This is a genomic window from Streptomyces sp. NPDC003032, from assembly GCF_053591415.1.
Genome location: NZ_JBSFTT010000054.1, coordinates 1 through 25,082 on the forward strand (window position 1 = coordinate 1; position 25,082 = coordinate 25,082).

The 25,082-nt window shown below is 68.3% G+C and carries 20 protein-coding genes and 1 pseudogene; 11 read left to right on the top strand and 10 right to left on the bottom strand.

Annotated elements, in window-relative coordinates; all coding sequences use genetic code 11:
• From ACWDZ7_RS38765 to ACWDZ7_RS38775, 3 genes and pseudogenes are all read left to right on the top strand, one after another.
• Positions 1-208, top strand: a pseudogene (locus ACWDZ7_RS38765) (XRE family transcriptional regulator); the annotation flags it as partial.
• A gap of 10 nt (positions 209-218) precedes the next feature.
• Entirely contained in the window at positions 219-1,265 is a 1,047-nt protein-coding gene (locus ACWDZ7_RS38770) for a hypothetical protein (protein WP_451803455.1), read from the top strand.
• A 765-nt stretch (positions 1,266-2,030) separates the two neighbouring features.
• Positions 2,031-5,165: an RHS repeat-associated core domain-containing protein gene (locus tag ACWDZ7_RS38775; protein ID WP_451803456.1), complete on the top strand. Its 3,135-nt coding sequence runs from the start codon at positions 2,031-2,033 to the stop codon at positions 5,163-5,165.
• A gap of 278 nt (positions 5,166-5,443) precedes the next feature.
• Here the strand turns inward: ACWDZ7_RS38775 and ACWDZ7_RS38780 are convergent, their stop codons facing one another.
• The gene (locus tag ACWDZ7_RS38780) at positions 5,444-8,104 is read right to left on the bottom strand and encodes an ATP/GTP-binding protein (protein ID WP_451803457.1); all 2,661 of its coding nucleotides are present in this window, start codon (positions 8,102-8,104) and stop codon (positions 5,444-5,446) included.
• 906 nt (positions 8,105-9,010) lie between these two features.
• Here ACWDZ7_RS38780 and ACWDZ7_RS38785 point away from each other — a divergent pair.
• Positions 9,011-9,355 carry a hypothetical protein gene (locus ACWDZ7_RS38785; protein WP_451803458.1) on the top strand — a complete coding sequence of 115 codons (345 nt, stop codon included), beginning with the start codon at positions 9,011-9,013 and terminating at the stop codon, positions 9,353-9,355.
• 74 nt (positions 9,356-9,429) lie between these two features.
• A complete protein-coding gene (locus ACWDZ7_RS38790; RefSeq protein ID WP_451803459.1) occupies positions 9,430-9,780 on the top strand; it encodes a hypothetical protein in 351 nt (116 codons plus the stop codon).
• On the opposite strand, the gene ACWDZ7_RS38795 is transcribed toward ACWDZ7_RS38790, so the two are convergent.
• Positions 9,744-10,940: a zeta toxin family protein gene (locus tag ACWDZ7_RS38795; RefSeq protein WP_451803460.1), complete on the bottom strand. Its 1,197-nt coding sequence runs from the start codon at positions 10,938-10,940 to the stop codon at positions 9,744-9,746. The genes ACWDZ7_RS38790 and ACWDZ7_RS38795 overlap by 37 nt on opposite strands.
• A 214-nt stretch (positions 10,941-11,154) precedes the next feature.
• Between ACWDZ7_RS38795 and ACWDZ7_RS38800 the strand changes: the two genes are divergently transcribed.
• Positions 11,155-11,712, top strand: a complete 558-nt coding sequence (locus tag ACWDZ7_RS38800; protein WP_451803461.1) for a GNAT family N-acetyltransferase — start codon at positions 11,155-11,157, stop codon at positions 11,710-11,712.
• Between the two features lie 77 nt (positions 11,713-11,789).
• On the opposite strand, the gene istB is transcribed toward ACWDZ7_RS38800, so the two are convergent.
• From istB to ACWDZ7_RS38820, 4 genes are all read right to left on the bottom strand, one after another.
• Positions 11,790-12,587, bottom strand: a complete 798-nt coding sequence (gene istB, locus ACWDZ7_RS38805; protein ID WP_451803462.1) for an IS21-like element helper ATPase IstB — start codon at positions 12,585-12,587, stop codon at positions 11,790-11,792.
• The gene (istA, locus tag ACWDZ7_RS38810) at positions 12,584-14,230 is read right to left on the bottom strand and encodes an IS21 family transposase (protein ID WP_451803463.1); all 1,647 of its coding nucleotides are present in this window, start codon (positions 14,228-14,230) and stop codon (positions 12,584-12,586) included. Before istA ends, istB begins: the two co-directional genes overlap by 4 nt.
• A 126-nt stretch (positions 14,231-14,356) precedes the next feature.
• Positions 14,357-14,962, bottom strand: coding sequence for a zeta toxin family protein (locus ACWDZ7_RS38815; RefSeq protein ID WP_451803464.1), 606 nt, complete (start codon positions 14,960-14,962; stop codon positions 14,357-14,359).
• Between the two features lie 97 nt (positions 14,963-15,059).
• Positions 15,060-15,461 (bottom strand): restriction system modified-DNA reader domain-containing protein, encoded by a 402-nt coding sequence (locus tag ACWDZ7_RS38820; protein WP_451803465.1) that lies wholly within the window; start codon positions 15,459-15,461, stop codon positions 15,060-15,062.
• A gap of 231 nt (positions 15,462-15,692) precedes the next feature.
• On the opposite strand from ACWDZ7_RS38820, the gene tap reads away from it, so the two are divergent.
• From tap to tpg, 3 genes are read left to right on the top strand one after another with little or no spacing between them, the layout of a single operon-like run.
• A complete protein-coding gene (gene tap, locus ACWDZ7_RS38825) occupies positions 15,693-17,573 on the top strand; it encodes a telomere-associated protein Tap (RefSeq protein WP_451803466.1) in 1,881 nt (626 codons plus the stop codon).
• On the top strand, positions 17,491-18,051 hold the full coding sequence (locus tag ACWDZ7_RS38830; RefSeq protein WP_451803467.1) for a hypothetical protein: 561 nt from the start codon (positions 17,491-17,493) through the stop codon (positions 18,049-18,051). The genes tap and ACWDZ7_RS38830 overlap by 83 nt, the downstream gene beginning before the upstream one ends.
• A gap of 12 nt (positions 18,052-18,063) precedes the next feature.
• Complete coding sequence (gene tpg, locus ACWDZ7_RS38835) at positions 18,064-18,621, top strand: telomere-protecting terminal protein Tpg (protein WP_451803468.1); 558 nt, start codon at positions 18,064-18,066, stop codon at positions 18,619-18,621.
• A 222-nt stretch (positions 18,622-18,843) separates the two neighbouring features.
• Here the strand turns inward: tpg and ACWDZ7_RS38840 are convergent, their stop codons facing one another.
• Positions 18,844-19,152, bottom strand: a complete 309-nt coding sequence (locus tag ACWDZ7_RS38840) for a GlcG/HbpS family heme-binding protein (RefSeq protein WP_451803469.1) — start codon at positions 19,150-19,152, stop codon at positions 18,844-18,846.
• 4 nt (positions 19,153-19,156) lie between these two features.
• Between ACWDZ7_RS38840 and ACWDZ7_RS38845 the strand changes: the two genes are divergently transcribed.
• Positions 19,157-21,433, top strand: a complete 2,277-nt coding sequence (locus ACWDZ7_RS38845) for an NB-ARC domain-containing protein (protein WP_451803470.1) — start codon at positions 19,157-19,159, stop codon at positions 21,431-21,433.
• A gap of 236 nt (positions 21,434-21,669) precedes the next feature.
• Here ACWDZ7_RS38845 and ACWDZ7_RS38850 read toward each other — a convergent pair whose 3' ends face one another.
• From ACWDZ7_RS38850 to ACWDZ7_RS38860, 3 genes are all read right to left on the bottom strand, one after another.
• Positions 21,670-22,443 (bottom strand): hypothetical protein, encoded by a 774-nt coding sequence (locus ACWDZ7_RS38850; protein ID WP_451803471.1) that lies wholly within the window; start codon positions 22,441-22,443, stop codon positions 21,670-21,672.
• 252 nt (positions 22,444-22,695) lie between these two features.
• On the bottom strand, positions 22,696-23,685 hold the full coding sequence (locus ACWDZ7_RS38855) for a hypothetical protein (protein ID WP_451803472.1): 990 nt from the start codon (positions 23,683-23,685) through the stop codon (positions 22,696-22,698).
• A 162-nt stretch (positions 23,686-23,847) separates the two neighbouring features.
• Positions 23,848-24,132, bottom strand: a complete 285-nt coding sequence (locus ACWDZ7_RS38860) for a hypothetical protein (protein WP_451803473.1) — start codon at positions 24,130-24,132, stop codon at positions 23,848-23,850.
• A 105-nt stretch (positions 24,133-24,237) separates the two neighbouring features.
• Here ACWDZ7_RS38860 and ACWDZ7_RS38865 point away from each other — a divergent pair, with 105 nt between their 5' ends.
• Positions 24,238-25,065 (top strand): DUF6042 family protein, encoded by an 828-nt coding sequence (locus tag ACWDZ7_RS38865; RefSeq protein WP_451803474.1) that lies wholly within the window; start codon positions 24,238-24,240, stop codon positions 25,063-25,065.
• Positions 25,066-25,082: the final 17 nt, after the last annotated feature.

The window sequence follows — 25,082 nt, forward strand, 5'->3', positions numbered from 1 at the left end:
CATCGACGTCCTCGCACAGTTCTTCGACACGATCACCCGCCTGCCGCCCGACCAGATGGACGTCACCGTCCTGCGCTACCTGTGCGGCATCCCCGCGGACGCCGTGCCGGGCATCGTGGGCCTGCCGCCGGCCATCACCCACACCCTGGACCACCACGCCCGAGGGGCCCTGGATCAATTGCGCCCCGACCCCGACTCCCAGGAGTGATCACCCCGCTATGAGCACCGTCGACGCCCTCCTCGCCCAGTCGCTGCTGCTGCACCAGCCTCACGTCCCCTCCGACGTCGTCAGCCATGACGACCTGGATTACACCCGGCTCACCGAGGACTTCCTGCTGCGGGACGACGACGGACCCGACCTGGCCGACGACCGCGCCGCACAGAGCCTCACCGCCCTGTGCGAAGCGGTCGTCGCTCACTGCACCATCGATCAGTTCGCCGACTTCCTCACCGAACAAGTCCCCCAACCGCGCGCCGCCTGGATCCTCGGCTGCACCCTGCAGCTCGCCGGCGCTGACGACGGCGCCCGCTTCTGGTGGCAGTACGCCGCCGGCGCCGGTGACGTCCCCGCCGCCTCCTACTGCCTCTACCTGCAACACCTCGCCCGCGGTGACACCTACGCCGCTGCACTGTGGCAGGACCAGGCCGTCGTTCACTCCCCGCAAGACGGTGACACCGGCGAACCCGCCCCGGCCTGCCAGGTGATGACCGCCGACACCAGCCTGGCCACGCTCCTGCGGGTCCTGAGCCGACTCAGCCGCACGTGCCCGCGCACACAGGCAGCTCAGGCCGTCATCGAATTCGTCGCCGCTTCCGTGACCGCCAGCTACGACCAACACCCCGACCTCGAGTTCCCGGTGCTGGGCCCCCACTTCGTCGAACAACTGGTCATCCTCGCCGCGTCCCTGAGCGACCGCCCCGACACTACTGAGACCGCGTCGGCCGAGGAACTGCCCAACCGGAGCGGCTGCACCACCGGCCACCTTCCGGCGCCTGGGCGCAGACAAGGCCCCGAGCGTTTGTTGGTAGAAGTCACCGCCGACGACCACGAAAGGGCCTCAGCCCGGATGTTCTTCAAGGAAGCGGTCGCTGTCTGCTGGGAGAAAGCGATCCTCGCCGGCAGCACGAACGGTACCGCCATGGCCTACTACCTCAAACGCTTCCGCGCACGAGCCGCCCTGGCCCGGTCTCCCGCCTCCGCCTTCGCACCCAACGCCCGCCTCATGTCGCACCCCCAGCCTTCCGTCCGATACAGTAGATCTTGAACTGGTCGCCACAACGCGCGGCAGCCGGTGATGCGTTGGTGGTCCAAGGAAAGACGCCCCGCTTCCTGCGGGGAAATGCAGGTGCAAGGCCTGCCCGGCGCTCGATCAGAGGCCCGTACACGCACAGCGTGTACGGGCCTCCTCGCGTCTACGGTCGCCCGCGGTGCGCTCGGTGCGCTCGAGGACATGGCGAGAGGCAGATGTTGATGCGCAGGTGTTCCTGCCGGCCAGGCGGCACTATGCGGAGCGGCAGCCGCCGCTCGCCGATGCCCGCCGCAGCTCTGCCTTTCTGTACGCCCGAAGTGGCTGCGGATTGAGACGACAATCCCCGCGCGTGTAGCCCATGGCCGCGTCTTCTCGGCCACTTAGCCGCCGATGCTCGGTGCGCGGGGTGCAACGGTCGTGTTCAGACAGGTGGGCTCCATGAAATTCCGGCCGTTTTATACCGATCTTGCATGAAGGCCATTTCATTTCACATGGAACGACTGTTCGAGGGAATCGCCGCGTGTCTCGGGGGTGACGTGTGCCAGATTGTGGGCCCCTCGTGACCGCTGGGGTCTGCGAGGTCCGTCTTCCTGTGGGGGGAAGTCTTGATGCAACGCACCACGGGTGCGCGTGTTCTGCGTGCCCGAAAGAGAACCCGCCTCGCCACCGCCGCCGCTCTGGCCACCGGCGCTCTCACCCTGTCCTTGCTGCCCGCGACCCGGTACTGCCGCGGCAGATGAGCCAGGGTCAGCGTGGGGCAAGGACGCTCCGTCATTCGAGATGCCCGACGTGAAAGTCGGCACCAACAAGCCCGTCGCACCGCAGGCCGAAGGCGCGCCAACGGATGAGGTCTCGGCCTGGCGCGCGCAGCAGAAGAAGCGCGCCGAGGGGACAGAGCCGGCGTCGGCGTCCTCTCGCTCCGTCCAGGAGATCCCGGCCCATGTGCCCGAGGGGCAGGGCGACGTGCCGTGGCACCGGATCAACAACTTCGCGATCACCGACGCCCTGACGGCCCGGATCAACTACTCCACGGGCAACCTGATGCTGACCGCCACCGACTTCTCCATCGCGGGGGTCGGCCAGGAGCTGACCCTGGCGCGCACGTACAACTCGCTGGACGCACCGTGGGGCAAGGTGTCCCAGCGGTGGTGGCAGCAGTACGAGCGCTACCTCCAGGTCCTCGAGGACGAAGTGGTGCTGTACGACGCCTCCGGCGACACCCTGCGGTTCAAAAAGGCCGCCGATGGCTCCTTCACCACGCCCAAGGGGTATTCGAAGGAGCTGAAGAAGAACGCCGACGGCACCTACGCCGTCACCAACTGGAAGTCGCACACCAAGGACACCTACAACGAGCACGGCACCCTGACCAAAGTCACGGACAAGAACAAGGGCACCATCACCGTCACCCAGCACGACGAGGGCGGCGAGAACAAGGGCTTGAAGCTGACCGAGACCCGCTCGGGCCGGTGGATCGACCTGGTCAAGACCGACGCCTCCCAGTGGCAGGCCAAGGACCATTCGGGCCGCACCGCCGTCTTCGACCTGGACCCCGAGGGCAACCTGCACAAGACCACCGACGCCGAGGGCAAGACGACGGCGTTCGGCTACGACTCCTCCAACCGCCTGGCCAAGGTCACAACCGCGGAGGGCCGGGTCACGGTCTTCACCTACGACAGTGCCAACCGGGTCACCTCGATGCTGCGGGCCACCGAGTTCAACGGCTCCGGCCACACCGGACCCACCTGGACGTACGCGTACGACGCGGATTCACCCACGGCCGCGGGCACCACGAAGGTGACTGATCCGGAGGAGCACGCGACGAAGTACAAGCACGACGGCGACGGCCAGGTCACCGACGTCACTGACGCGCTCGACCGGAACCGGAAGACGAAGTTCGACGCGAACCACAACATCGACACGGCCACCGACGCGATGGGCACCGGCACCACCGGCGGCAACGTGACCGACTACGGGTTCAACACGCGTAACAACCTGGAGAGCATGAAGTCCCCGACCGGGGGAAAATCGGTCGCGAACTGGCAGACGATCGCCGGCGGCGACGTACCCAAGGACTCCACGAACGCCGACGGCGAGAAGACCTCCTTCACCTACGACACGGCCGGCAACACCAAGTCGGTCGCGCAGACCGGCACGGGCGGCGGCAGCGTCTCCTACACCTACAACCCCGCCTCCCCGAACTGCGGTGGCTTCGAGGGCCAGCGCTGCACGGCCGAGACGAAGATGTCATCGACAAAGACGGTCAAGACGTCCTTCACCTACGACGACAAGGGCAACCTTCGCAAGGCGGCCCCGCCCAAACCGCTGGGCGAGACTACCTTCACCTACGACAGCCTGGGCCGCACCGAGACCCTCACCGACGGCCGCGGCATCAAGAAGGTCTTCACCTACGACCACCTCGACCGGATTAAGACCGTCTCCACCACCAACGACACAGTCCGCTACTTCTACGACGGCGACGGCAACCTCACCCAGCGCACCGACTCCACCGGCACCATCAAGTACACCTTCGACCCGCTCCAGCGAGAGACCGTCCGGGCCCTGCAGGACGGCTCCCAGACACTGCTCGCGTACACCCCCGCGGGCAACGTCGATTACTACCAGGATCCGGCCGGCAAGACCGACTACACCTGGAACGAGGTAAACAAGCTTAAGGAGCTGACCGATCCCTCAGGGAAGGTCACCTCCTACAAGTACAACCGCAACGATGTCCGCACCGAGACCGCCTACCCCGGCGGCACCGTGCAGAGCGTCGACGTCGACAACTCCAGCCGCCCCGAGACGATCACGGCCAAGTCCGGCAAGGGCACTCTGGTCGACCTCGCCTACACCTACGGCTACGGCACCGACGCCAAGACCGACGGCAACAAGATCCGCACCAAGACCGACAACGTCGCGGGCACGAAGACCAGCTACACCTACGACGGCGCCGGACGCTTCTCCTACGCCGCCGAGAACAAGGGCTCAACGCTCAACTCGTCCTGGCAGTACTGCTACGACCTGGCGGGCAACCTCACCAGCCAGGGCACGGAGAAGGGCTGCCCACGCGGGACGACGTACAGCATCAACGACGCACAGCAGATCACCACGAAGAACGGCTCTTCGACGAACTGGTCCTATGACCTCGAAGGCAACGAGACCGCCGGAGCCTCCACGCCGGAGGAGACCCGGACCGCGGAGAAGTGGTCGGATCACAGCCAGCTCACCTCGCTGACCGTCGCGGACAAGACGTACGCGGGCCAGTACGGCTCCACCGACCAGAGCGAGCGCATCAAGCTCGGCGACACCTACTTCCACAACGGGCCCCTCGGCCTCTCCGCCACTTCAACGGGCGGTGCGGACACCGGCTTCAACCGCGAGCCCGGGGGCACACTCAACTCCATGACCCGGGACGGGAAGACGTACTTCTACCTCACCGACGCGCTTGGCTCCGTCGTCGCGATCGCGGACGAGGTCGGCGAGAAGGTCAACACGTACTCCTACAGTCCCCGCGGCGTCAGCCGCTCCACGAGCACCGAGAAGACACCCCAGCCCTACCAGTTCGCCGGCGGCTACCAGGACCCGACCGGCCTGTACCACTTTGCGGCGCGTTACTACGACCCCAACATCGGTCGCTTCACTCAGCCTGACCCCTCCGGCCAGGAACAGAACCCCTACCTATATGCGGCAGGCGACCCTGTCAACAAGATCGATCCCACCGGTCTTTGGCCTGAGTTTGTGAAAGCATCGGCCCGGTTCATCAAGGACAAGGGACCTCGATTCCTGGGCAGGGCCTCAAGCGCGGCGCCAGTCGGGTGTTACGCAAAGCAGGCGTGGGAGGACACCGACAACTCGCTCAAGGATGAAGCAAAGGACCTGAACAGCTGCTTCAACCCGTACGCGTGGGTGACGGAGTGAGAGGAAAAAATAGTGAGCCCGGAAAAGTATGCCAGCGGCGCTAAAAACGCTTTATGGCTTACGTTTTCACTCGCGGTTATGTTGAACCTGGCAGAAGCCCTGTGGCACCCGCCTGGCAACGCGTGGTTTGCCGTACGCGTCGCAGCATCAGTGCTCTTCACCGCTGCCCTGATCACATGCATAGGGCTCTGGGTGGTCCGGAATCGGCAACGGAGAACAAGGGCAAAGTAGACGAGGGCCCCGACCAGGCATCTGGTCGGGGCCTCCCGTGTCCGGGGTCAGGTGCCGGTGCGAAGGTGTTCCTGCCGGGCCTGGACCAGGTGACGCCATGCGGAGCGGACCTCGTCTTCGCCGGTGATCCAGCGGGTGGTGGAGGGCTCTGGCAGGGGCCGGGCGGCCATGAAGTGGGCGATGTCGGTGAAGTAGGCGAAGTCGCCGGCGGCGGTGAGCGCGCGGAGCCGCTCGATGGTGGCGTCCAGTTCTCGGTCCTCGCTGCGGGTGGCGTGGTGGAAGGCGAGGGCGAGTTCCATGAACCGGTGGAGGTAGGGGAGCCCGGCGGTGTCGATGTCGGTGCGCAGGTGCTGGGCGCGGTCGGTTACGTCGTCGGCTCCGGCGTCCTTGATCAGGGTGACGACCTGGGCGAGGAGGGTGTTAGCGCGCTGGTCGAGGCCGTCGAGGTACTGGTGGGCGAGAGCGAGCTCGTCGTCGGCGCGGTGGGGGTCGGCGAAGGAGACGGCGAGGGCGAGGCGGACCTGCGTCATGGCGCGTTCGCCTGGGGCACCGTGCTGTTCGGCTTCGGCGCGGCCGGCTTCGAAGGCGGCGATGGCCTGGGTGATGTCGGCGTGGGACCAGTGGATGTCACCCAGGACGCGGTGGTGGCGGCCTTTCCAGCCCAGAGTGGGGGCGGTTGCCAGGGCGGTGGGGAAGTCGCCGGCGAGGCGGGCCAGGTTGGCAAGGCCCCGGCGGGCCTTGGGAGCAAGGCGGCCGCCGGCGTCGGCGACCTGCTGCATCCCCGCGCGGGCGGCCTCGTTGTGGCTGAGGTCCTTGTGGGCCTTGGCCCGGTAGTACAGGGCCATCTCGGTCAGCTCGGCGGGCAGCAGACCGGTGTCCAGGACGGCGGTGAGGCGGTCGGCGGTGCGCTGGCGGTGCTCGTGCTGGCGGCGGGTGATAGTAGTGAGGAGCTCGGCCACGGCATCGGCGGGGGTGTCCGGTGCCGGATCGGCGGGGGTGGTCAGGGCGAGGGGCTCCCAAACGGAGTCGTCGGTGTAGGCATGGGCGGCTTCGATGAGCCAGCCCAGGCCGGTCAGGCGGTGTTCGCGGGCCAGGAGCAGGCCCTGGCGCAGGCACGCCACCAGCAGCACGCGGCTGGGGGTGGCGGCCGCGGCGGTGGTCCACTGCTCGCCGAGGGCGGCCAGGGCGCGGGCGGCGGCCTGGTGCCAGTCCGTGTCGGTCCAGCGGTCCTCGCTGTGGTCGTCGGTGCGCACCACGCTGCGGATCGCGCGGTGCAGGTGGTAGGGCCACAGGGCGAACGGGTTCTCGGTGACGAGGGGGCGTTCCACCAGGCGCCGGGCTACTGCCTGGTGGGTCAGGCCCGCGGCGCGGGTGGCCAGTTCGAGGTCGAAGGCGTCCAGCAGGGACACCGAGCGCAGGACGTGGCGTTCGTCTGCGGTGAGGTCGGACAGCACCCGGGCCAGGAGCGCGGGGAAGGTGCAGTCGAAGTCGGCCGGCTCGGGGGTGCGGCCGGTGCGGCGGATTTCCAGGAACCGGCCGACCGCGAGGTCGAGGTGGAGGGGCAGGCCGTGGGACCGCTCGGTGATCACGGTGCGGATGGCGGGGGTGATGAGGGGCTGGCCGTCCTTGATCAGGCGGCGGGCGAGATGGTCGTCGCAGTCCTCGGGGGAGAGGTCCCCCAGCAGATGCTGCCGCCCGCCCGGCGTGTGCGTGCGCGGCCCCGGCACGGTGCCGGGCGTGGTGGTCAGGCCGGGCCAGGCGGTGGGGCCGGTGTAGTCCAGCTGGCCGTGCAGGGCCGGATCGGCCCACTGCAGGCGTGAGCGGCCGCTGACGACGAACAGGCAGGCGGGCATCAGCCACACCACACGCTGCAGCAGCCGCTCGAAGTCGCGGTGGCGGTCGGCGGCGTCCTCGAAGGTGTCCAGCAGGATCACCGGGGTGACCTTGCTGCCTGCGGGCAGCCGGTCCAGCTCCCAGGCCAGCAGATGCGGGTAGAAGGACAGCGCCTCAAAGTCGGGTTCGGCCTCCAGCAGCGGGGCCAGCCGCGCACAGCCGGCCAGCGCTTTCACCGTCTGGCGCCGCTCGCGCAGCGCCCCGACCAGCGCGCCGGTGACCTGCCCGACCACCGAGCCGACGGTGCCGGGCAGCAACAACGCCTGAGCGACGTCGCTCAGGGCACTTTGCGTCTGCTGCGGCAGGCCTTTGCCGAAGCGGCTGGCCAGGCCGCCGCGGTCGAGGTAGGACTCCAGCGGATCACCGGGATGGCGCACTTCCCAGTACCGGCGCAGGGCGAGGTCGAAGGCGGGCAGCGGCCGGGCCACCGTGGCGGCGAGCGCGGTCCGGATGGTCAGCACGACGTCCTCGAAGCTGGTGCCGGCCGAGCGGGCCAGGTCGATCCGTACGGGCACGATCGTGTGCCCGGCCCATACCGGCTCGCCCCACTGGGCGGGCCGCTGCCCTACACCGCCGAGGGCGGCTTCGACCTTGCGCAGGAAGGTGGACTTGCCCACGCCGCCCACCCCGTGGAAGGACACGATGTTGGTGCGCGGCGCCTCGAGGTCGGCCGGGTCGAAGCCGGGCGCGGTGACGTGCCGCAGGTGCTCCTCGAGCGCGGTGGCGAACAGCTCCCACTGACGCTCACGGTTGGTGAACGCCTCGCTCGTGTCGATGGGTTCGTTCGAGCTGAACAGGGCACGCAGATCGGACACTTGATTCCCCCCACCGGATGATCACCAGGTATCCCAGCCTATGCCCGCGCTTGCCCCGCCCAGCAGCCCCGTCCCGGCCGTCGCGTCCGGTGCCGGGGCGGCTTCGGCCGTGATGCACCAGCCCGGAAGAGCGCGCGACTTGCCGGGGTGCCATTGGACCTTGAGAACCAGTCGTTGGACTTTGGCGGATGTCGCCGGCCCTGCCTAGTTCTGATGGTGCCCAAGCCCTTCATGTGGGCGGCGGCGCAAGTCGGCTCGCCGTCGGAGGATCCCTGTCCGCACGATGGCCCGAATCATCCCATTTCGATTGACTGCGCACGCAGTGACATGATCCGATCACGCTCAGCCTCGATGGCGAGACCCGATCACGCCTCCCATGACCACGGAGGCCATCACAGAGGGGGACTCTTTGCTCAGCAACACATCCCGCAACGTCAAGGCGGCGCTTGCCGCTGGCGTCGTTGCGTCGGCTCTGCTCATTCCGGCAGCTGGATCCGCCACGGCTTCTTCGGACGGGCCGGCCGTGTCGGAGAGGGCCGTTGACCCCAACCGGGCCTGCAGGAGTCACGGTAAGAACTACATCGTGCGCACGTACTTCCGTGGGCCTAACAAGTACCCGTTGCGCTGCGGCACCAGGACGTGGGGTTGGAAACACATCAAGGCGGGTCACGGCTGGAACAGCACGATGGACAGGAAGACCAGCGCCGCCATATGGTCCGGCAAGTGGAATGGGGGCGGGTACTCGACCTGGACCGCTTCGTGCCCAAGCCGCGAGAAGTTCCGCACCAAGATCGGGACCCCCGCCGGTAGCAACGACGTGCGGACCGCTTACCAGGTCACGAGCCTCGCCTCCGTCAGCTGCTAGCGGCTGACTTGGGATACACGTAGACGAGGTGAGAGGTGCATATGGCGGCTCACACGCCAGCTGAGCTCGCTCTGGCTCGCTCATACACGTCCGATGATGGTGCGATCAGGTTCAACGTCACCGACCTGACCGTAGATCACCAGCCGGACCGCAGTGTCACCCTGTCCTACCGGCTCATCATCGAGCGGAAAGGGCACGCCGACGAGTGCTGGGTGGTCACACTGCCATGGGGCGACAAGTCCTTTGCGGACGTATTCACCTCGTCTGCCCCTGATCCTGAGCGGCTACGCCAACTGGTAGAGCTGGTGCACGGCCTTTTGGAAGAGTGGTGGGATACCAAGGGGCACAACCGCCGGTTCGCGAAGCTGGGACGCCGGTGCCCCTGAGCTGCCTCTGCGGGCCGTAGGGGCCCGGTGGGTACCGAACACTCCACCGCGGCACGTATACGCGATCATCACAGATGGGTTCTGAGGATGAGCCCTTCTCGTTCGACTTCGACTTGGTGGCTCTTGTGCACGACCCCGCGCTCCCCAATCCCGACGCTGACGCACAGCCCGACCAGGACTTGGGGGCCGCGCCCCCGGACGATGCGGCGGCGGCAGAGCTGCTGACCCAGGTGATCGCCCGGTACGCCCAGCTGATCCACACCGAACGCCGGACCGGAACCGATCCACGGCGGCTTGAGGAGCTGCTCGCGCAGCAGCAAGCCTGCGTCCAGGACCGCGCCCGACTCGCAGAAGCCGGCGCCGGAGAAGTGGCGCGGCTTGCGGCCCGCTACGCGGCCCGGCTGAAGGCGCTGAAGGACGTGTAGGGCCGCGCGGGCAGGGCAGCCACCGCGGCGGGCCCGCGCAGCCGGGAGGGCAGCAGGTGCTCGGGCATCAACAAACGCGCCAGCTGGGCGATCTGCTCCAGGTCGCGGCGGTAGTGCGGCAGCTGCGCGCGCAGCCGCCGCTGGATCGCCCAGAACCGGGCGGCCTCCCGATCGCTGTAGGGGCGGCGGTGCTCGGCGACCAGCGCCTGGAGCGCGCCCACCGGCCGCGCCCACCTCCCGTCGGGCGCGCGCTCGTTGCGGTACAGCACGCTGCCGTCCCGCCGCATCACCGTCACCAGGTCGGCCACCGGTACCTGCTCGGCGGCCGCCACCGCCTCCCCCAGCGCCGCGAAATGCTCGTCGTGCCCCTCGGCGGTGGTGAACCGGCCCGCTGCGCCCAGCCGCAGCAGCTGCGCGCAGCGATCTGCGGTGCCCTGGCGGGAGTCGGCCGCCCGCACGGCGAGCACCACCAGCTCCACGCGGTAGCCCGCCTGCCGGTACAGCATCGCGGCGTTGACGAACGCGGCCGCGCTGGAAGGGGCGATCTCGATGACCGCGTCGCTGCGCCGCTCACGTACGTACTGTTCGGCCAGGACCTGCCAGGCCCGGTAGTCCGCGCGGATACGGGCGCCGGCGGTGCGGGGTTCCTCCTGCAGCAGCTGGTGGTAGTCGGGGTGGGCTGCTTTGAAGTCGTCGCCGCTGATCCGGGCGGGCCGCCCGCGCAGGGAGCGCAGGACCATCCGCGTCATGTTCGTCTTGCCGGACCCGGGCTGGCCCATGAGGTAGACCACGACGGGCCTCTCCTGCGGGCTGGTGCGCGCGGCGAGGTCCGGCAGGATCAGGTTGTCGAAGATCCACCGGTGTTCCTCGCCGGTCAGCCGGTGGTAGTCAACGCCGGGCGCCTCCCTCCTAGGCTGGGCGATCCGCCGCACCGGCTCCGCCAGTGCGGCGGCGCGTTCGGCGTTGCGCCGTACGGCCAGGGACCAGTCCTCGGGCAGGTGCGGGTCGTGGGCGCGCCGGTCGGCATCTGCGAGCTGACGGCGAAAAGCGCCGGTCTCGGCCGGAGCCCACTTGCGGGCGCGTTCGGCCAGCACCGTCTCGCGCGCACCCGGCGAACGGGACCACTGCCCGCCGGCCGTGTGCTCGTTGACGTACAGCACCTGCGCGCCGCGCCGTACGACGACGTGGCTTCGTTCGCTTCAAGCAGCAGCGTTTATCCACCGGTCTGGGAGGCGGTGGAGGATCCGTGCCTCTGTTGATGTTCACGAGAAATGACGCCGCTCAGGGCTGAGGAGCCTCGACCGTGCCCGGCCGGGTATCGGGTAGCTGTTAATGCGTTGTCGGTCTCAGGTGGGCTGCGAGAGCATCCGGTGCATGGAAGAACCTGCCGAGAACCTCCCGTCTGACCAGGTTGAATTGCGCCGGTGGCGCATGAATGATCTCGATGCCTTGGAGCGAGCGATCCGCGAGTCCCTGGACCATCTAGTGCCGTGGATGCCCTGGGCAGCTGACTCCGGGAGACAGCAAACCTCTGATTTCCTCGCCCGCAACCAGGAAGAGTGGGAGACCAGGCAAGCCTTCGGCTACGCGATCACGTCGGAAGCTGAAGTGATTGGTAGCTGTGGTCTCATGCGCCGCATCGGTGCAGGTGGCCTCGATGTCGGCTACTGGCTGCACCCTCGTTGGACCGGACGGGGTCTGGCCACGATGGCCGCTGAGGCTCTTGTCCGCCAGGGCTTCCAGTTGGCAGGCATCGACCGCGTCGAGATCCATCACGATGCTGCCAACCCGGCCAGCGGAGCCGTCGCCCGCCGCTTGGGATTCACTGAAGTCGAGCGCATACAAGCACCCGAGGGGCCCGTCGCTCCTGGCGAAGTGGGGGTTGACGTCATCTGGCGGATGTCGGCAGACCAGTGGAAGGAAAGGGGCTGAGCAGGGGTGATGTGGGGGCCCATTGTTGGCGGAAGCCGCCCGCGAGGACGGCTTCCGCCAACAATGGCCGTCAGGTGTCAGCCGGCCTTGGAGGGCTCCTCAGCCCGCGCCCGGGTGCTGGCGAGGCGGTAGGAGTCGGTGCCGGTCTCGATGATGGTGCCGTTGAAGGTGAGGCGGTCGACAATGGCCGCGCATAGGCGAGGGTCGGTGAACGTCTTGGTCCAGCCGCCGAAGGACTCGTTGGAGGCGATGGCGACGCTGTTCTTCTCCTCGCGTTCGGTCAGTACCTGGAAGAGGAGTTCAGCACCACGGCGGTCCAGTTCCATGTAGCCGAGTTCGTCGATGCAGAGAAGATCGACACGGCCGTAGCGGGCGATCGTCTTGTTCAACTGTTTCTCGTCGGCGGCCTCGACCAGCTCGTTCACCAGCTTCGTGGCGAGTGTGTAGCGGACGCGGTATCCCTTCATCGCGGCCTCGGTGCCCAGGGCGATGAGCATGTGGGACTTGCCGGTGCCGGAGTCGCCGATCAGGCAGAGCGGCTGGCTCTTCTTGATCCACTCACAACTGGCCAGGGTGTGGATCGTGGCCCCGTCGATGTTGGGGTTGGCATCGAAGTCGAACGCCCGCAGCGACTTCTCCCGCGGAAAACCAGCGGCCTTGATCCGCCGTTCCGAACGGCGGCGGGACCGGTCGTCGCACTCGGTCATCAGCAGCTCGGCCAGGAAGCCGCGGTAGGTCATCTGATCCTTCATCGCCCGGTCCGCGATGTCGGAGAACTCATTGCGGATCGAGGGCAGCCGCAGCAGGCGGCAGGCGCTGTCGATGGCGGCGTCGGCGGCCTGCTCGGTCAAGCCTCGCTGGCGGGGCAGGGTCACTGGGCTTCTCCCTCACGGTGGTCGCTGCCGCTGGTGCGGCGGCGTCGGAGCAGTTGGTCGTAGGGGGTCACCGACGGCATCGGCCTGGTATCCGGCGGCAGGTGCGTGAGCCGCCACTCGTGCAGCGACGTCACGGATGCAGGTGTCTGACCGGAAGCCATCGCGGTAGACGAGCCGACCGTCGGTTCATCTTCCACCTGGGCGGCCTTGCGGGCTTCGAGGGCGACCGCGTCGGCGGTCAGGGCACCGGCCCGCAGCGCGGTAGCCAGACCCGCGACCACGTACTCGTGGGCGAGGTGCCGGTTCAGCAGCAGCACCTCGATCAACGCCCGGGTGCCGTCCCGCTCGCCGTGAACCTTGCGCGCCTGGGCCCACCAGGCGTCGTGGACCGGGGTGAACTTGCCCGCGGAACGGGCCTGTTCCAGGGCCGTGGCACCGGGGAAGGCACCGGGCTTGCGGATGAGGGCTTCGAGGTAATGATCCAGGTCCAGGCGGCAGCTGCCCTTCGCGATCAGCCTCTCGTGGCGGGCCGCCTCGACGTTCCTGTCGTAGACCACCAGATGAGAAGCGTGCAAGACGACCCGCACTCGCTTACCGATCAGACGGGTCGGAACCGAGTAGCGGTTAGTCCGAACGGTGATCTGGCTATAGCGGTCGACCCGGGGCGTGAACAGCCGGCCCGTCTCGAACGGCTCCTGGGGCAATGGCAGCAGCAGCGGTTGTTCGACGGCGAAGTACTCGTCGACGGTGCGCGGCCGCGAACCGATCCGACGATGCCCGTCGTGCAGGTCCCACTGGTCGACCATCTCGTTCAGCTCGGCCAGGGAGTCGACTTCAGGTACCGGCGTGAAGTGGTTGCGGCGGAAGTAGCCGATCATCCCTTCGACGCCCCCCTTTTCATGGGCGCCTTCGATTCCGGGGCGGCAGTAGAAGCTCTCGATGTTGAAGTGCGAGCGGAAGGCGATCCACCGGTCGGTCTCCACCCTGGCCCGGCTCAGCCCCAGCACCTGGGCGACGGCCGACTTCAGATTGTCGTAACGGATCTTGCTCCGAGGAACACCGCCCAGCGTGCGAAGCGCGTGCACATGCCCTTCGAAGAAGGCTTCCTGGCCACAGGAGGCGAAGACCCGATGGACGGCCTTGCCCGAGTACGACAGGCGGAGCGAGAACAAGTAGCAGGTCACCAGCTCGCCGGCTAGGCGCACGGTCACGTCCCCGAAGTCGACCTCCGCCTCGTGGCCGGGCAGGTGGGTCTGTGGCACGAACGCTTCCAACGGGGCCTTGCCCGAAGCGGCGAGGATCTCCGGCTTCCGGTCGGAGACGTAGCGTCGGACCATCTGGTAGGACACATCGGCGCTGTGCTCCTCGACGAGCCGGTGGAAGATCCGCGTGATCGTGTGCCGCTGCTTGCGCGGCGCGTCGAGGTCCGTCCGCAGCATTTCGTCAATCACAGGCTTGTACGGATCCAGCGCAGTGGGCCGCGGTGGCAGCTTCTTCCGCGGCTCCGGCCATACCGAGTCCACGGCCTTCCTGACCGTCCGCCACGACACGTTGTACTTGCGCTCAAGCTCGCGCAGCTTCATGCCACCACGGTGATCACGCCGGATCGCCGCGTACAGCTCGACCTTCGACATCTGCGGCATGACCAGGACCTTTCACCGGGAGCACCTCGATGCTGTCCTGGCAAGTGCCCCAGTGCTGTCGAAACTCGTGAACATCACCCGACCGTGAATCTGGGTGCCTCCCAAACCCGTGAACAACCGGCGGCACTACTCGTGAATAAAGCCAACGACGACCCGGTCGGCCAGGTGCCCGGCCTCAATGTCCCCCAAGACGTCAGCCAGGGCACTGGCGCAGGCGTCGTGGTTGTCCCAGGACACATACCGGGCCCGGCCTTCTTCGGCCAGGCGCAGGTAGCGGTCCAGTACCCCGAGCTGGCTGACCGCCTCCGGCACCGCCAGGGCCACGAACTCGATCCGGTACCCGGCCCGCCGGTAGACGGCGGCCGCGGCCTTGAAGGCGGCCGGATCGGCCAGGGCCTCCTCGACGACCACGTCGTAGCGATGTGCACGGGCGTGGGCCTCAAGTTCGGCCTGCCACCGGTAGGTCTCCGGCCGCACCCGCACCCCGGCCGTGCGCACATCCTCTGCCAGGAAGGCGCGGTAGTGCGGATGGGCGGCCTTGTAGGTGTCCCGCTCCACCCGCACCGCACCACCACGCTGGTCCAGGGCCGCCTGCACCAGGTCCATCACCAAGCTCTTGCCGCTGCCGGCCTGCCCGGCCACGAACACCACCACCGGCTGCTCCTGGGCGACCGCGTCCGCCGTCAGCTGCGGCACGATCGCCTTGGCGAGCAGCTCGCCGTACTCCTCCACCAACGTCTCCCGGGCGCGTTCGAGCTCTTCTGTCCGATCCGGTGTGCTGCTCTGGCCCGCGCGTGACACCGCCGCGGGCCAGAGCGGGCCCGGCCTCCTACTGGGAGTCCAGCTTCTGGCGCAGCTGGTCCAGGGTGGAGCCGTCGGGCGTGTGCCACAGGGTCCAGCCGTTGATGACGTTCCCCGTGATGGCTTCCGCTGCCTTCGACGGCGAGGGGAACGGGGAGGAGTGGCCGTCGACGATGAGCTGGCCGTCGGCGGTCACGACGGCGCGGCCCGACCGGCCCGCGCGGCGCTGGGTGAAGGTCAGGACGGTGTCCGGCTTCAGCAGGCCGGCCTGCATCAGCGCGGCGAGTGGCCCGTGGGGGACGACGGGCGTGGACGGCGCCTCATCGGACCCACCGCCGAGGGACAGGGTGACGTGGATGGTGTCGTCGCCGCTCGCACTGGTGAGACGGGCGATGACGGCGGGGTCGAAATGGATGCTGAGCGTGGCCATGCGATCTCCTGCCAACGGTGCCGGGAACCCTTTCGCTTATTTACGCTTCGATTTTAAGTACTGCAAGCAGCTTATTTCAACTCTTGTTTCCAGTAGTTCAGCAGAACCGGCGAAGGGTAGTCGGTTGCGCCCGGCCCAGCACCCATCGAACAAGCCTCGTACGGTATCCGTACGGTAAAAGTGCCCGAACTTTACGGCGCGTGGGGTGGGGTGTGAGTCAGGAGGTGTTCCATGTCCGAGTTGTTCGACGCGGTCGACGCGCTGGTCGCATCCCGCTCTCCTCTCCCGCCGGCGGAGGAGCGTAAGCGGCTGCGAGTCGCGCACGGCCTGACGCTGGATGAAGTCGCTGGCGCGCTGAAGGTGCGTCGGGCCACGGTGTCCGCCTGGGAGTCGGTGAAGAAGCCGACCGAGCCGCGCGGCCCGGAGCGTGAGGCGTACGCGCGACTGCTGCGGCAGCTCGCGGAGCTCTACCCCGCACCCGCAACGCCGGAAAGACCGGCTGCCCCGGTGCCCGCCACGTTCACCAGCGCGCCCGACCCGGCAGGCGACGAAGCGCCAGAGGTTCCGGACGCTGCGGTCGAGGAAACCACCGAATCCCTCTGCCCCGCTCCCGCCGCGTCCCGCCCGGCGGGCGCTGCCGCCCCGGCGAAAGTACGGACTCTGTCCACAGGGGAGGCGCCCGAGGCTGCGGCCATGACTGCAACCGAAAACACCCAGCCCCCTGCCCCTGTCGCCGCGGCTCCGGCCGCCGCGCCCCGCCCGGCGAGCACCACCAGGCCGTCGTCCACGTCGCGCCGCCCGGGTGCGAAGAAGGCGGCCCCGGACGGCACCCCGGCCAGGGCCGCCGATCCGCAGTTCGAGAACGGACCGCTGGCGGTCGTCGACGTCGAGGACGGGCAGATTCTGGCGTACTGCACCGGCGGCCTGGTCCTGGACGTGCCCGCCAAGAGCATCCCGGCCCTGGTCGACTGGACGCTGCGTGAAGCGAAGCTCGGTCAGCCGAAGCTCGCCGGTCCGGGCAAGGACGCCGACCCGCTGCTCGTGCTCACCGAAGCCGCGCTGGAGCGCTACGGCCTGCCCGTCACGCTCACGGAGGAGGAGAAGCACGCCGGGCGGATCCCGGAGGGCCACAAGGTCATCAAGCAGCTGACCCGTGCGGAGTGGAAGCTGACCAAGCGCGGGTTCGGCCCGTGGGCGAGGATTTACCGTCCCGCCACCGGTTCGGAGCGGGCCTGCGTGCAGCTGTGCATCCCGTCGTGGAACGCGCTCGACACCCGGCACTGGGGCGAGGCCGGGCAGCTTCCGCCGGCGGAGCTCGCCCGCGTCCTGGGCGTGTACGCCTCCCGGGTGATGACGCCGCGCGGCTCCACTGCCGTGACCGGCCTGGAGCTGATGACCGCCCTGCACCCGCCGACCCGGGCCTCCGAGCCGGACACCGACGGCAAGCGGCACTCCGAGCACAACCCCGGCAGCCTGGGCAAGGACGCCATCGACCCGATGAACTGGCCGCCGTGCGAGGTCCCCGACGGCCACCCGGTCCTCAAGGACCCGCCCCGTTTTCACGTGCGCGGCCCGGCGGAGAAGCTGTTCGAGGAGGCGTACGACTGGGCCCGTCCGATGACCGACGCGGAGTGCACCCTGCGCCACCTGGTCGGCATCGACGTCAACATGGCCTTCGCCGCCGGCGCCAACGGTCTGAACGTCGGCTTGGGCGAGGCGACGCACGTCAACGCCCCGGCGTTCGACCCGAAGCTGCCCGGCTCGTGGCTGGTCGACCTGTCCCACGTCGACCTGTCGAAGGTGAAGGTCGGGCAAGGAGTGGGTGGAGCTAGACGGCTCGCTGCTGCCCTCCCCGTTCACCCCGAAGGGCGAGCGTCCGAAGGGCCCGGCCTGGTACGCGACGCCCACCGTGGCGTACGCCCAGGAGCTGGGCTACGAGGTGCGGCCGATCGAGGCGTGGGTCCGCTACGACAACGGCCGCTACCTGGACGGCTGGTACAACCGACTCCGCGACGCGTACCTCGCCACGATGGCCGACCTCGGTGTCGACGCCGACCTCGCCCTGGCCGACTTCCTCACCGCGATGAACGGCTACAAGGAGCGCGACCCTGAGCTCGCGATCGTCGTGTCGGCGGTCAAGGCGACGGTGAAGGGCGGTCTGGGCAAGCTGCGCGAGCGGCCGCGCGGGGAGGGTTGGCGGCCGGGCGAGCCGTGGCGTGCCCTGTCCCGTCCGACGTGGCGGCCGGACATCCGGGCGGCGGTCATCGCCCGCACCCGGATCAACCTCCACAGGAAGATCGTCAAGCACGCGTCGTTCACCGGGCAGTACCCGGTCGCGATCCTGTCCGACTGCGTCGTCTACGCCGCAGGCGGGCCCTCGCCGTTGGACTTCCTGCCCTACCGGGACGGCAAGCCGCTGCCCGGCGGCTTCAAGCTCGGCATCAACCCCGGGCTCGTGAAGTGGGAAGGCACCCAGGACGTCCTGTGGGGCGAGGAGGTCCGCGAGCGGTTCAACGCACCGGAGCTCAACCTCGCCCGCTACATCAAGGACGGCACCGTCACCGACATCGACATCGACAACGGAGAGTAGGAGTAGGCCACGATGAGCCTGTTCGGGGACGGCCTGGAGGCTGCGGTGCAGAAGGCGTTCACCCGCCCGGCACCCAAGAGCGCGGGCGCGCAGATGCGGTACCTGGTCAAGCAGCTCAAGGGCACGAAGGCGGTCGCCCAGATGCTGCGGGTCTCCCAGCGCACCGTCGAACGGTACGTGAAGGACCAGATCAAAAAGCCGCGCCCCGACCTCGCCGCGCGTTTGGAGCGCGAGGTGAAGAAGCGGTGGCAGCCGCAGATCAGGGCCAAGGCCAGGGCGAAGGCGGCGAGCACGGGCGGCATCGTCATCGACGCCCGCGCCCGCATGGGCTACACCGCGCCGATCGGGTCGACGGACCAGGACCGCATCCGGCACCTGACCGTCGCCCTGCCGCCCGTCTACGCTGCCCGCCTCTTCGACGCCCTGGAGCAGGGGGCCAGCGACGCCCAGCTCCAGGAGATCGCCGCCGAAGGGCTCAAGGAGGTGTACTTCCAGGACGGCGGCCGCCGCGCCGGCTCCCTAGAGGAGGTCCGGTTCACCGACATCGAGCACCTTGAGTTCGACCTGTAGCAGCCGCGCCCCGAACACCCCGCGAGCTCCGGTGTGTGAGCCGAAGCACGATAGTTGTCACATAGGCAGGCTTGTTGTCACTCCGGTGGGGCGAACGTGTGACTGAGCGCTGCAGTTGGCGTACTGAGCGTTCGGGTTGGCGGGTATTGAGTCACCGCGCGTGAGGCCGGAGCAAGGCCCGACGGGCGTAGTCGCCGGCCCGGGCGGTGGACGGTGGACGGGTCAGTACGCCTTGACGGCTGCTTCGGCGACGCGGACGTCCTGGTCGGCGGCGCCGCCGGAGACGCCGACAGCCCCGACCATGCGGCCGTCCGTATCCATGATCGGCACTCCGCCACCGAAAGAGATCAGATCGCCGTTGCTGTTCTCGATACCGTTGATCTTCATCGGCGCCTGTTGACCAACCAGCAGCACGATGCCGGGCACGGACACGTGCCGGAGACGGTGTCGACCGTGCCACGCCTCCCGACTTCTTAGCCGGTGACAGGCCCACTCTCCCTGCCAGCCGGGCACGGCGAACGGCTGCACCACTTCCGTGACCGTGGGTACGCTGCCGACCGGAGGCGACATTCGGGGGCATGGGGTGCGTACGGGAACGCTGGCCGTGCTGGCCGGGATCTGCGGGCTGCTGGGCGTGCTGCTGGGGCTGGCCGCCAACGCCGCCACCGGGCACGAGAAGTGGCCCGGGCCGCTAGACCTGCTGCGCGCTCATGCCTGGCTCATGACCGGCGTCCTGGGCGGAGCCATGGTGGTTCTCGGCGTGCTGGCCGTGATGATCGAGCGCCGCCCAGAGCCCGCAGTCCGCGCCGACCCCCGCCCACCGAGCCCGCCGATTGTTCCCGATCACTTCGTACCCCGAGAGCAGAGCCGCGAGGTCGTGAGGGCCGTGTGTGCCGACGGTGGCGAGGTGGGCATCACCACGTCGCTGCGAGGATCGGGCGGGTTCGGTAAAACGCTGCTTGCCAAGCAGGTGTGTGGGCAACGACAGGTGCAGAAGCACTTCAGCGGGCGGGTGTACTTCGTGACCGTTGGCCGGGACGTGCGCAGCCGCGCGGAGATCGCCGCAAAGGTCGGTGAGGTCGTCTCGCTGATCACCGGGAACACCAGCACCCCGGCTACAGATCCCGAGGCGGCGGGTGCCCATCTGGGCAGGCTGCTCGAGGAACGGCCCCGCACGTTGCTGGTGCTGGACGATGTCTGGGAAGAACGCCAGCTCGCCCCCTTCCTGGTCGGCGGTTCACGGTGCGTGCGCCTGATTACCACCCGCCACACTGGGCTGCTGCCATCCAGTGCCCTTGAAGTCCACGTTGACCAGATGACCCCCGAACAGGCCGAGCAGGTCCTCACCCAAGACTTGCCGCGGTTATCCCGCCCACTGGTTGGCGATCTGCTGCGGGCGACCGGCCGGTGGGCCCTGCTGCTGCGCTTGGCCAACCGGCTCATCGCACGCCACGCCAGAGCCGGGACGTCGGCCTGTGACGCGGCCGAAGAGCTGCTGCAGCAACTGCAGGAACGGGGACCCGTGGCTGTCGACGACCCCACAGAGACCTGGGACCTGGACGACCGTGATCTGCGCAACCAGGCCGTCGAGGCATCCGTAGAAGCCTCCACCACCCTCCTTGAGCCGGAGGCCGTCGCACGCTTCACCGAGCTGGGGATCTTCGCCGAGGACGAGCCCGTGCCGCTCACCCTGGCGGCCTCGCTATGGCATGAAACCGGCGGCCTGACCATCGCTGGGGCCCGCCTGTTGTGCCAAGACCTTGCCCGCCTCTCACTGATCACCTACACGCCTGCCGAGGGGCGCATCAACCTCCACGACGTTATCCGCGACTACCTTCGTGCTTGCGTCACTGCCGATCACCTGGCCCGGCTCCACAGCACGCTCGTGGACGCTGTCGCCCATAACCTGCCGCCCGCCGCCCCCCTCGCACCGGGAACACCGGATCCGGGCCGTGCCTGGTGGCAGGCGCCGGAGGGCTACTTGCACGACCACCTGATCAGTCACATCCTTGCCGCTCACCGACGAGAGTTGGCCGAGGCCGTGGCTGGTGACATCCGCTGGGTCGAGATGCGCCTACACCAGGGCGGCCACAACGCCCCCTGGAACGACCTCAACCGCATCGCTACCCCTCACAGCCTCGCTCTGGCGCGCTCTCTCCACCGGAATGACCACTTCCTCAACCTCAATGAGCAGGCGAATGCCTCCATCCGCCTGTTCCATGCAAGCCTGGAACCTCACCCCCATTGGCGGCCGCAGATCCATGCCCGCCGCCGCGCAGACCTCTCCCTCTTTCCTTGCCTGGCACCGCGATGGCCCCTCCTCGACGCCCACCCTGCAGTTCAGAGGACTGGCCATACCGGCGTGGTGCGCTCGGTGGCGTGGTCAGAGGACGGGCGCCTCGCCACCGGCGGCGCGGATGCCGTGGTGCGGGTGTGGGACGTGAACGCTGGCACCTCCACCGAGCTGCCCGGCCACACCCGCGCGGTGGACGCGGTGGCGTGGTCAGCGGACGGACGCCTCGCCACCGGCGACGACGACGGGATGGTGCGGGTGTGGGACGTGAACGCTGGCACCTCCACCAAGCTGCCCAGGCACGCTGGCCGGGCGCGGCCGGTGGCGTGGTCAGTCGACGGCCACCTGGCCACCGGCGACAGCGACGCGGCGCTGGTGTGGGAGGCGGCAGAGCGTCGTGTCCTCACCTTTCGCCGGATCGGTGGGGATGTTACTTCCATGTGCTGGTCTCACGAGGGGAGCGTCCTGGCAGTGGGCAGTACAAGCGGGCTGATGCTGCTGGATTTCCTCACCGCGTGACCTCGTAAGTGGTGACCGGCGGAGCACCGAAGGCGGTGACACTCACCATGCTTCGCGCGTTGCTGGTGACAGATAGCGCGCCGAACTGGTGACAACCACCGTGCTTCGCTCAAGCGCAGTCGCAGGTCAGCGGACGTCGATGGTGACAACTACCGTGCTTCGGCACAGTGTGACTGAGCGTTTCAGTTGGCGGTTGAGCATTTCAGTTGGCGTGATTCGACAGCGTGGCCCCGATCTCAGGATTCCTTGATTCCGTGCTCGGCCGCCTGCTCGGGCGTGTAGAGGTAGAGGCTCTCGCGAAACGCGTCAGCGAATGCCTCGAAGGCATCCCCATTCCGTGGCTGGACGGGTGGAGGGAAAGGTAGGTCGCTGGAGCGGCGGGGCCATATCCGGGCGACGGAGAGGTGGAACTCACGCGCGTGCTGGATGACAACATCCACGGCCGGGGAGTAGACGTAGATGCACAGATGCCCGATCTTCATGGGGCAGAAGAACCCGACCGGCTGGGGGGTGTCAGGAGTGGATACACCTGTGAGGTCGATCCTCACAGTGTGACTGGTGACGGTGGGGTTGCGCTCGGGGCAGGACCCCAGCCAGACGCGCGTCCCACCAGGTATCGCTCGGTGAGTACGCATTCTCCGGAGCTGATGGGACGGCAGGACGGGGTCCTGCTGAGTCTGGTCGGCCATCATCGCTGTCTTTGTAGCCCAGAGCGCGATCTGGCGTTGTTGCTGTAGGGAGATCAGATCAAGGTTCTGCCGGATGATCAGTGGTTCGAGGGCGTCCTTGGAGGATGTTTCAAGCTTCGACATCCAGCCGTTGTTGCAGGAGGCACACACCTTCTTGACTGTGAAGTCCAGGCCCACGCTCTCCCTGGTCACCTCGTAGGCATCCGCCCCATAGCGCGCCTGTTCAATCTGCTGTCGTCCTGACGGAAGATACTGGTTAAGCCACTGAGGGAAGACATGTTCCTTGGTGACGGGAGAACTACCGCAGAAGACACAGGACATCAGCAGATCGTAACGAATGCGGGTCCGGTGGGGCTCCGCACCGCCCAGGGCCGCTACACCACGGTGCCCATCCGGTCTCGCCTGAAGTGCTCAACCTGCCAACTGAGGTGCTGAGTCACATCCGGACCAATGCAGGTCCGGGGCTCGCTCGCGTATCCGCAGGGCCGGATGTGCATGCAGGCGACCTGTTCAACGACGTCGCTGTGGGGCGGTCTCCTTGCGCCCGGGGCCGGGCTGGGGTAGGCACATTGGTCAGCCCGCGCTGCCTACCGCGTCGCCCGGCTCGGTGGCCGGGGGCGGGGTGTGGTGGAGGTCGAAGGGCCCTCCGCGTTCGGAGAGCACGGTCGGACGGTCCGTCGTCTTGAGAACCTCGGCGCGGTAGCGGGGGCCGGTTCCGTACCGGCGGGCCTCGATGCCCCGGGGGTTGGTCTTCCACTCGTCCAGGTGCTGGGCGACAGCGCGTAGAAGCGCGCTCTCCGCCTCGGAGCTGCCGGGCGCGTCCAGGAGGGCGGTGATGATGGTGTGGGCAGTGGGCGTGGCGATCCACGTCGTGCCCTTGCCCTCGGTAACGCTGGTCTTCAGCCGCATCAGGGTGGTGTCGAGCGGGTCCTTGCGCCAGACGGTGGAGGCGGCCAGCACCTCGGCTTCGGTGAGCCAGGTGCACAGGACGTCGCACTCGTAGGCGTTGAGGCCGGCGGCGCTGCCGGCGAAGAGGTGGTGGAAGATCCGCAGGACGACGTCGCGCCGCCGCGGCTTCTCGCGCCGTTCGTACAGACAATGCGCGCACAGCCAACCCATCGGCGTGAACTGGCGGTCCTTGGGGTCGCGCATCCGGCCGACGAGGTCACCGGCCTTGACCGGATCGGCGCACAGCCCGCACGTCGTCTCGGTGTGGGCCTGCTTGACCGTGCGAGGCACGGGGAGCTGGCCGATGCCCTCCGGGCGCTGGACCTTCGGCTTGGGGGCGGCCGGGGTGTAGGCGGCCGGGTCACTGAGCCAGGTGCGCAGCACCCGCAGGCACTCGCGGAGGTCCTCGTCGTCGGCCGTCTGGAGGCCCTTGATGCCTACAGTCTTGGTGAGCCGGGCCCGGACACGCTCGGCGGGCTTGCCCACGATCCCGGCAACCGCCTCGGTCCCGGTGTCCCCCCAGGAGCGCAGGGGCGCACCATGCAGGGCGGCGATCTCGGCGACGGTGGGGAAATCGAGGGTGGCCATGTCGAGAGTGACCGCTTCGAACGTCATGCTGCTCCCGCTGCCCGGAACCGTGTGTCCTGCCACCATGACGCCGGACCGTGCCCTGGTGCCGCCGCTGTCACCGGTTCGGAGCACGGCAACCGCCTCCAGGAGGTCACCGGGCGCCGCCGGTTGACGGCTGGCCAGCGGCCGTCGTACCCGGGGCGGGGCCTACGCGAGTGCGGCGCGGCTAGCGTCCGTGACCACCACGAGGTCGCCTCGTTCGCCGTTGGCCGGGTACACGACCTCCACCAGGCCCAGCTCGTGTAGCCGGATGTGAGCACGGTAGAGGTTCATCTGCAGTTCCACCCATGCCTCGCGGCGGGGGTCGTCTTCAGCCGCGGAGGTGGGGAAGTTGGGCGGGTGGATGCTGTGGAAGTAGTTGGACGGCTCGACAGGGCTGCCGGCCTCGGAGATCCGGCGCAGCAGTTCGCGCTCGTCAGCGTTGAGGGTCATGTAACGACACTAGTCCGCTCGGCCCAGCGTGAAGAGCCTGTCCGGCACCCGGAGGTGGTGCCCTCGTTGCTGGGGGCAGGTTCCCCTTCTCGATCGGAGAGCGTCATGTCGTCCGCCACCGCCACCGCCGCGCCGCTGCCCGCGGGGGAGTGTCTGTCCCTGCACAACGACTGGTTCCCGAGCCTGTGGCCGCATGTTCTGCCGCGGCATCAGCCCATGATGATCGCCATGCTGTTCGGCACGGCCACGGTCCAGCGTCTGGAAGGGGATCTGGACGACATTGTCGCGCAGGTCTTCGGGGCGGAGGCCGTCCACGCGCTCCAGCTCGGCGACGAGGGCCTGGACTCGCCGGTGCTGTGGGTCGACGACGAGGATCTCGCCGACACCACGCCGGAGGAGGCCGCAGAGATCCATGCCGCCGCTGCCGCCCACCAGGAGTGGCTCGCGGCCGCGCTGCGTGAGCGTTCCCTTCCAGAGCCGGTCACGGTGCGGGAGCTGGCGGCCACCATGGAAGCCCTCGGACTCGTCCGGCGGATGGGCCGGCGCTGGTATACGCCCAAGCGGCTCCCCCTGCCCGAGGACGTGCTCACCCTTCCCGAGGAGCGTCTTCAGCAGCTGCGCAAGATCCGTGCGATCCACACCCTCCAGCCAGCCGAACAGGCACTCCTTACCTACTTCAGCCACACCCTGGACCACCCCGAGCAGGTGTCCACATCACTGGAGCGCCTCGAGGACGCCACCGGCTTCTCCCCGGATGAACTGCAGGCCGCTCTGGACTATCTCGTCGACGAGACGGGGGAGATCACGCTGGACCGCGGGCTTCCCCCGGCCCCGGTGGCGGCGAAGGACCTGCCCGTGCACGCCCGCTTCCGGATCACCATCGACTGGGAAACGGTCAGTGAGAGCCGCATCTGCGTGGTTCGGGGCGACTGAACCGGCCACCGGGCAGC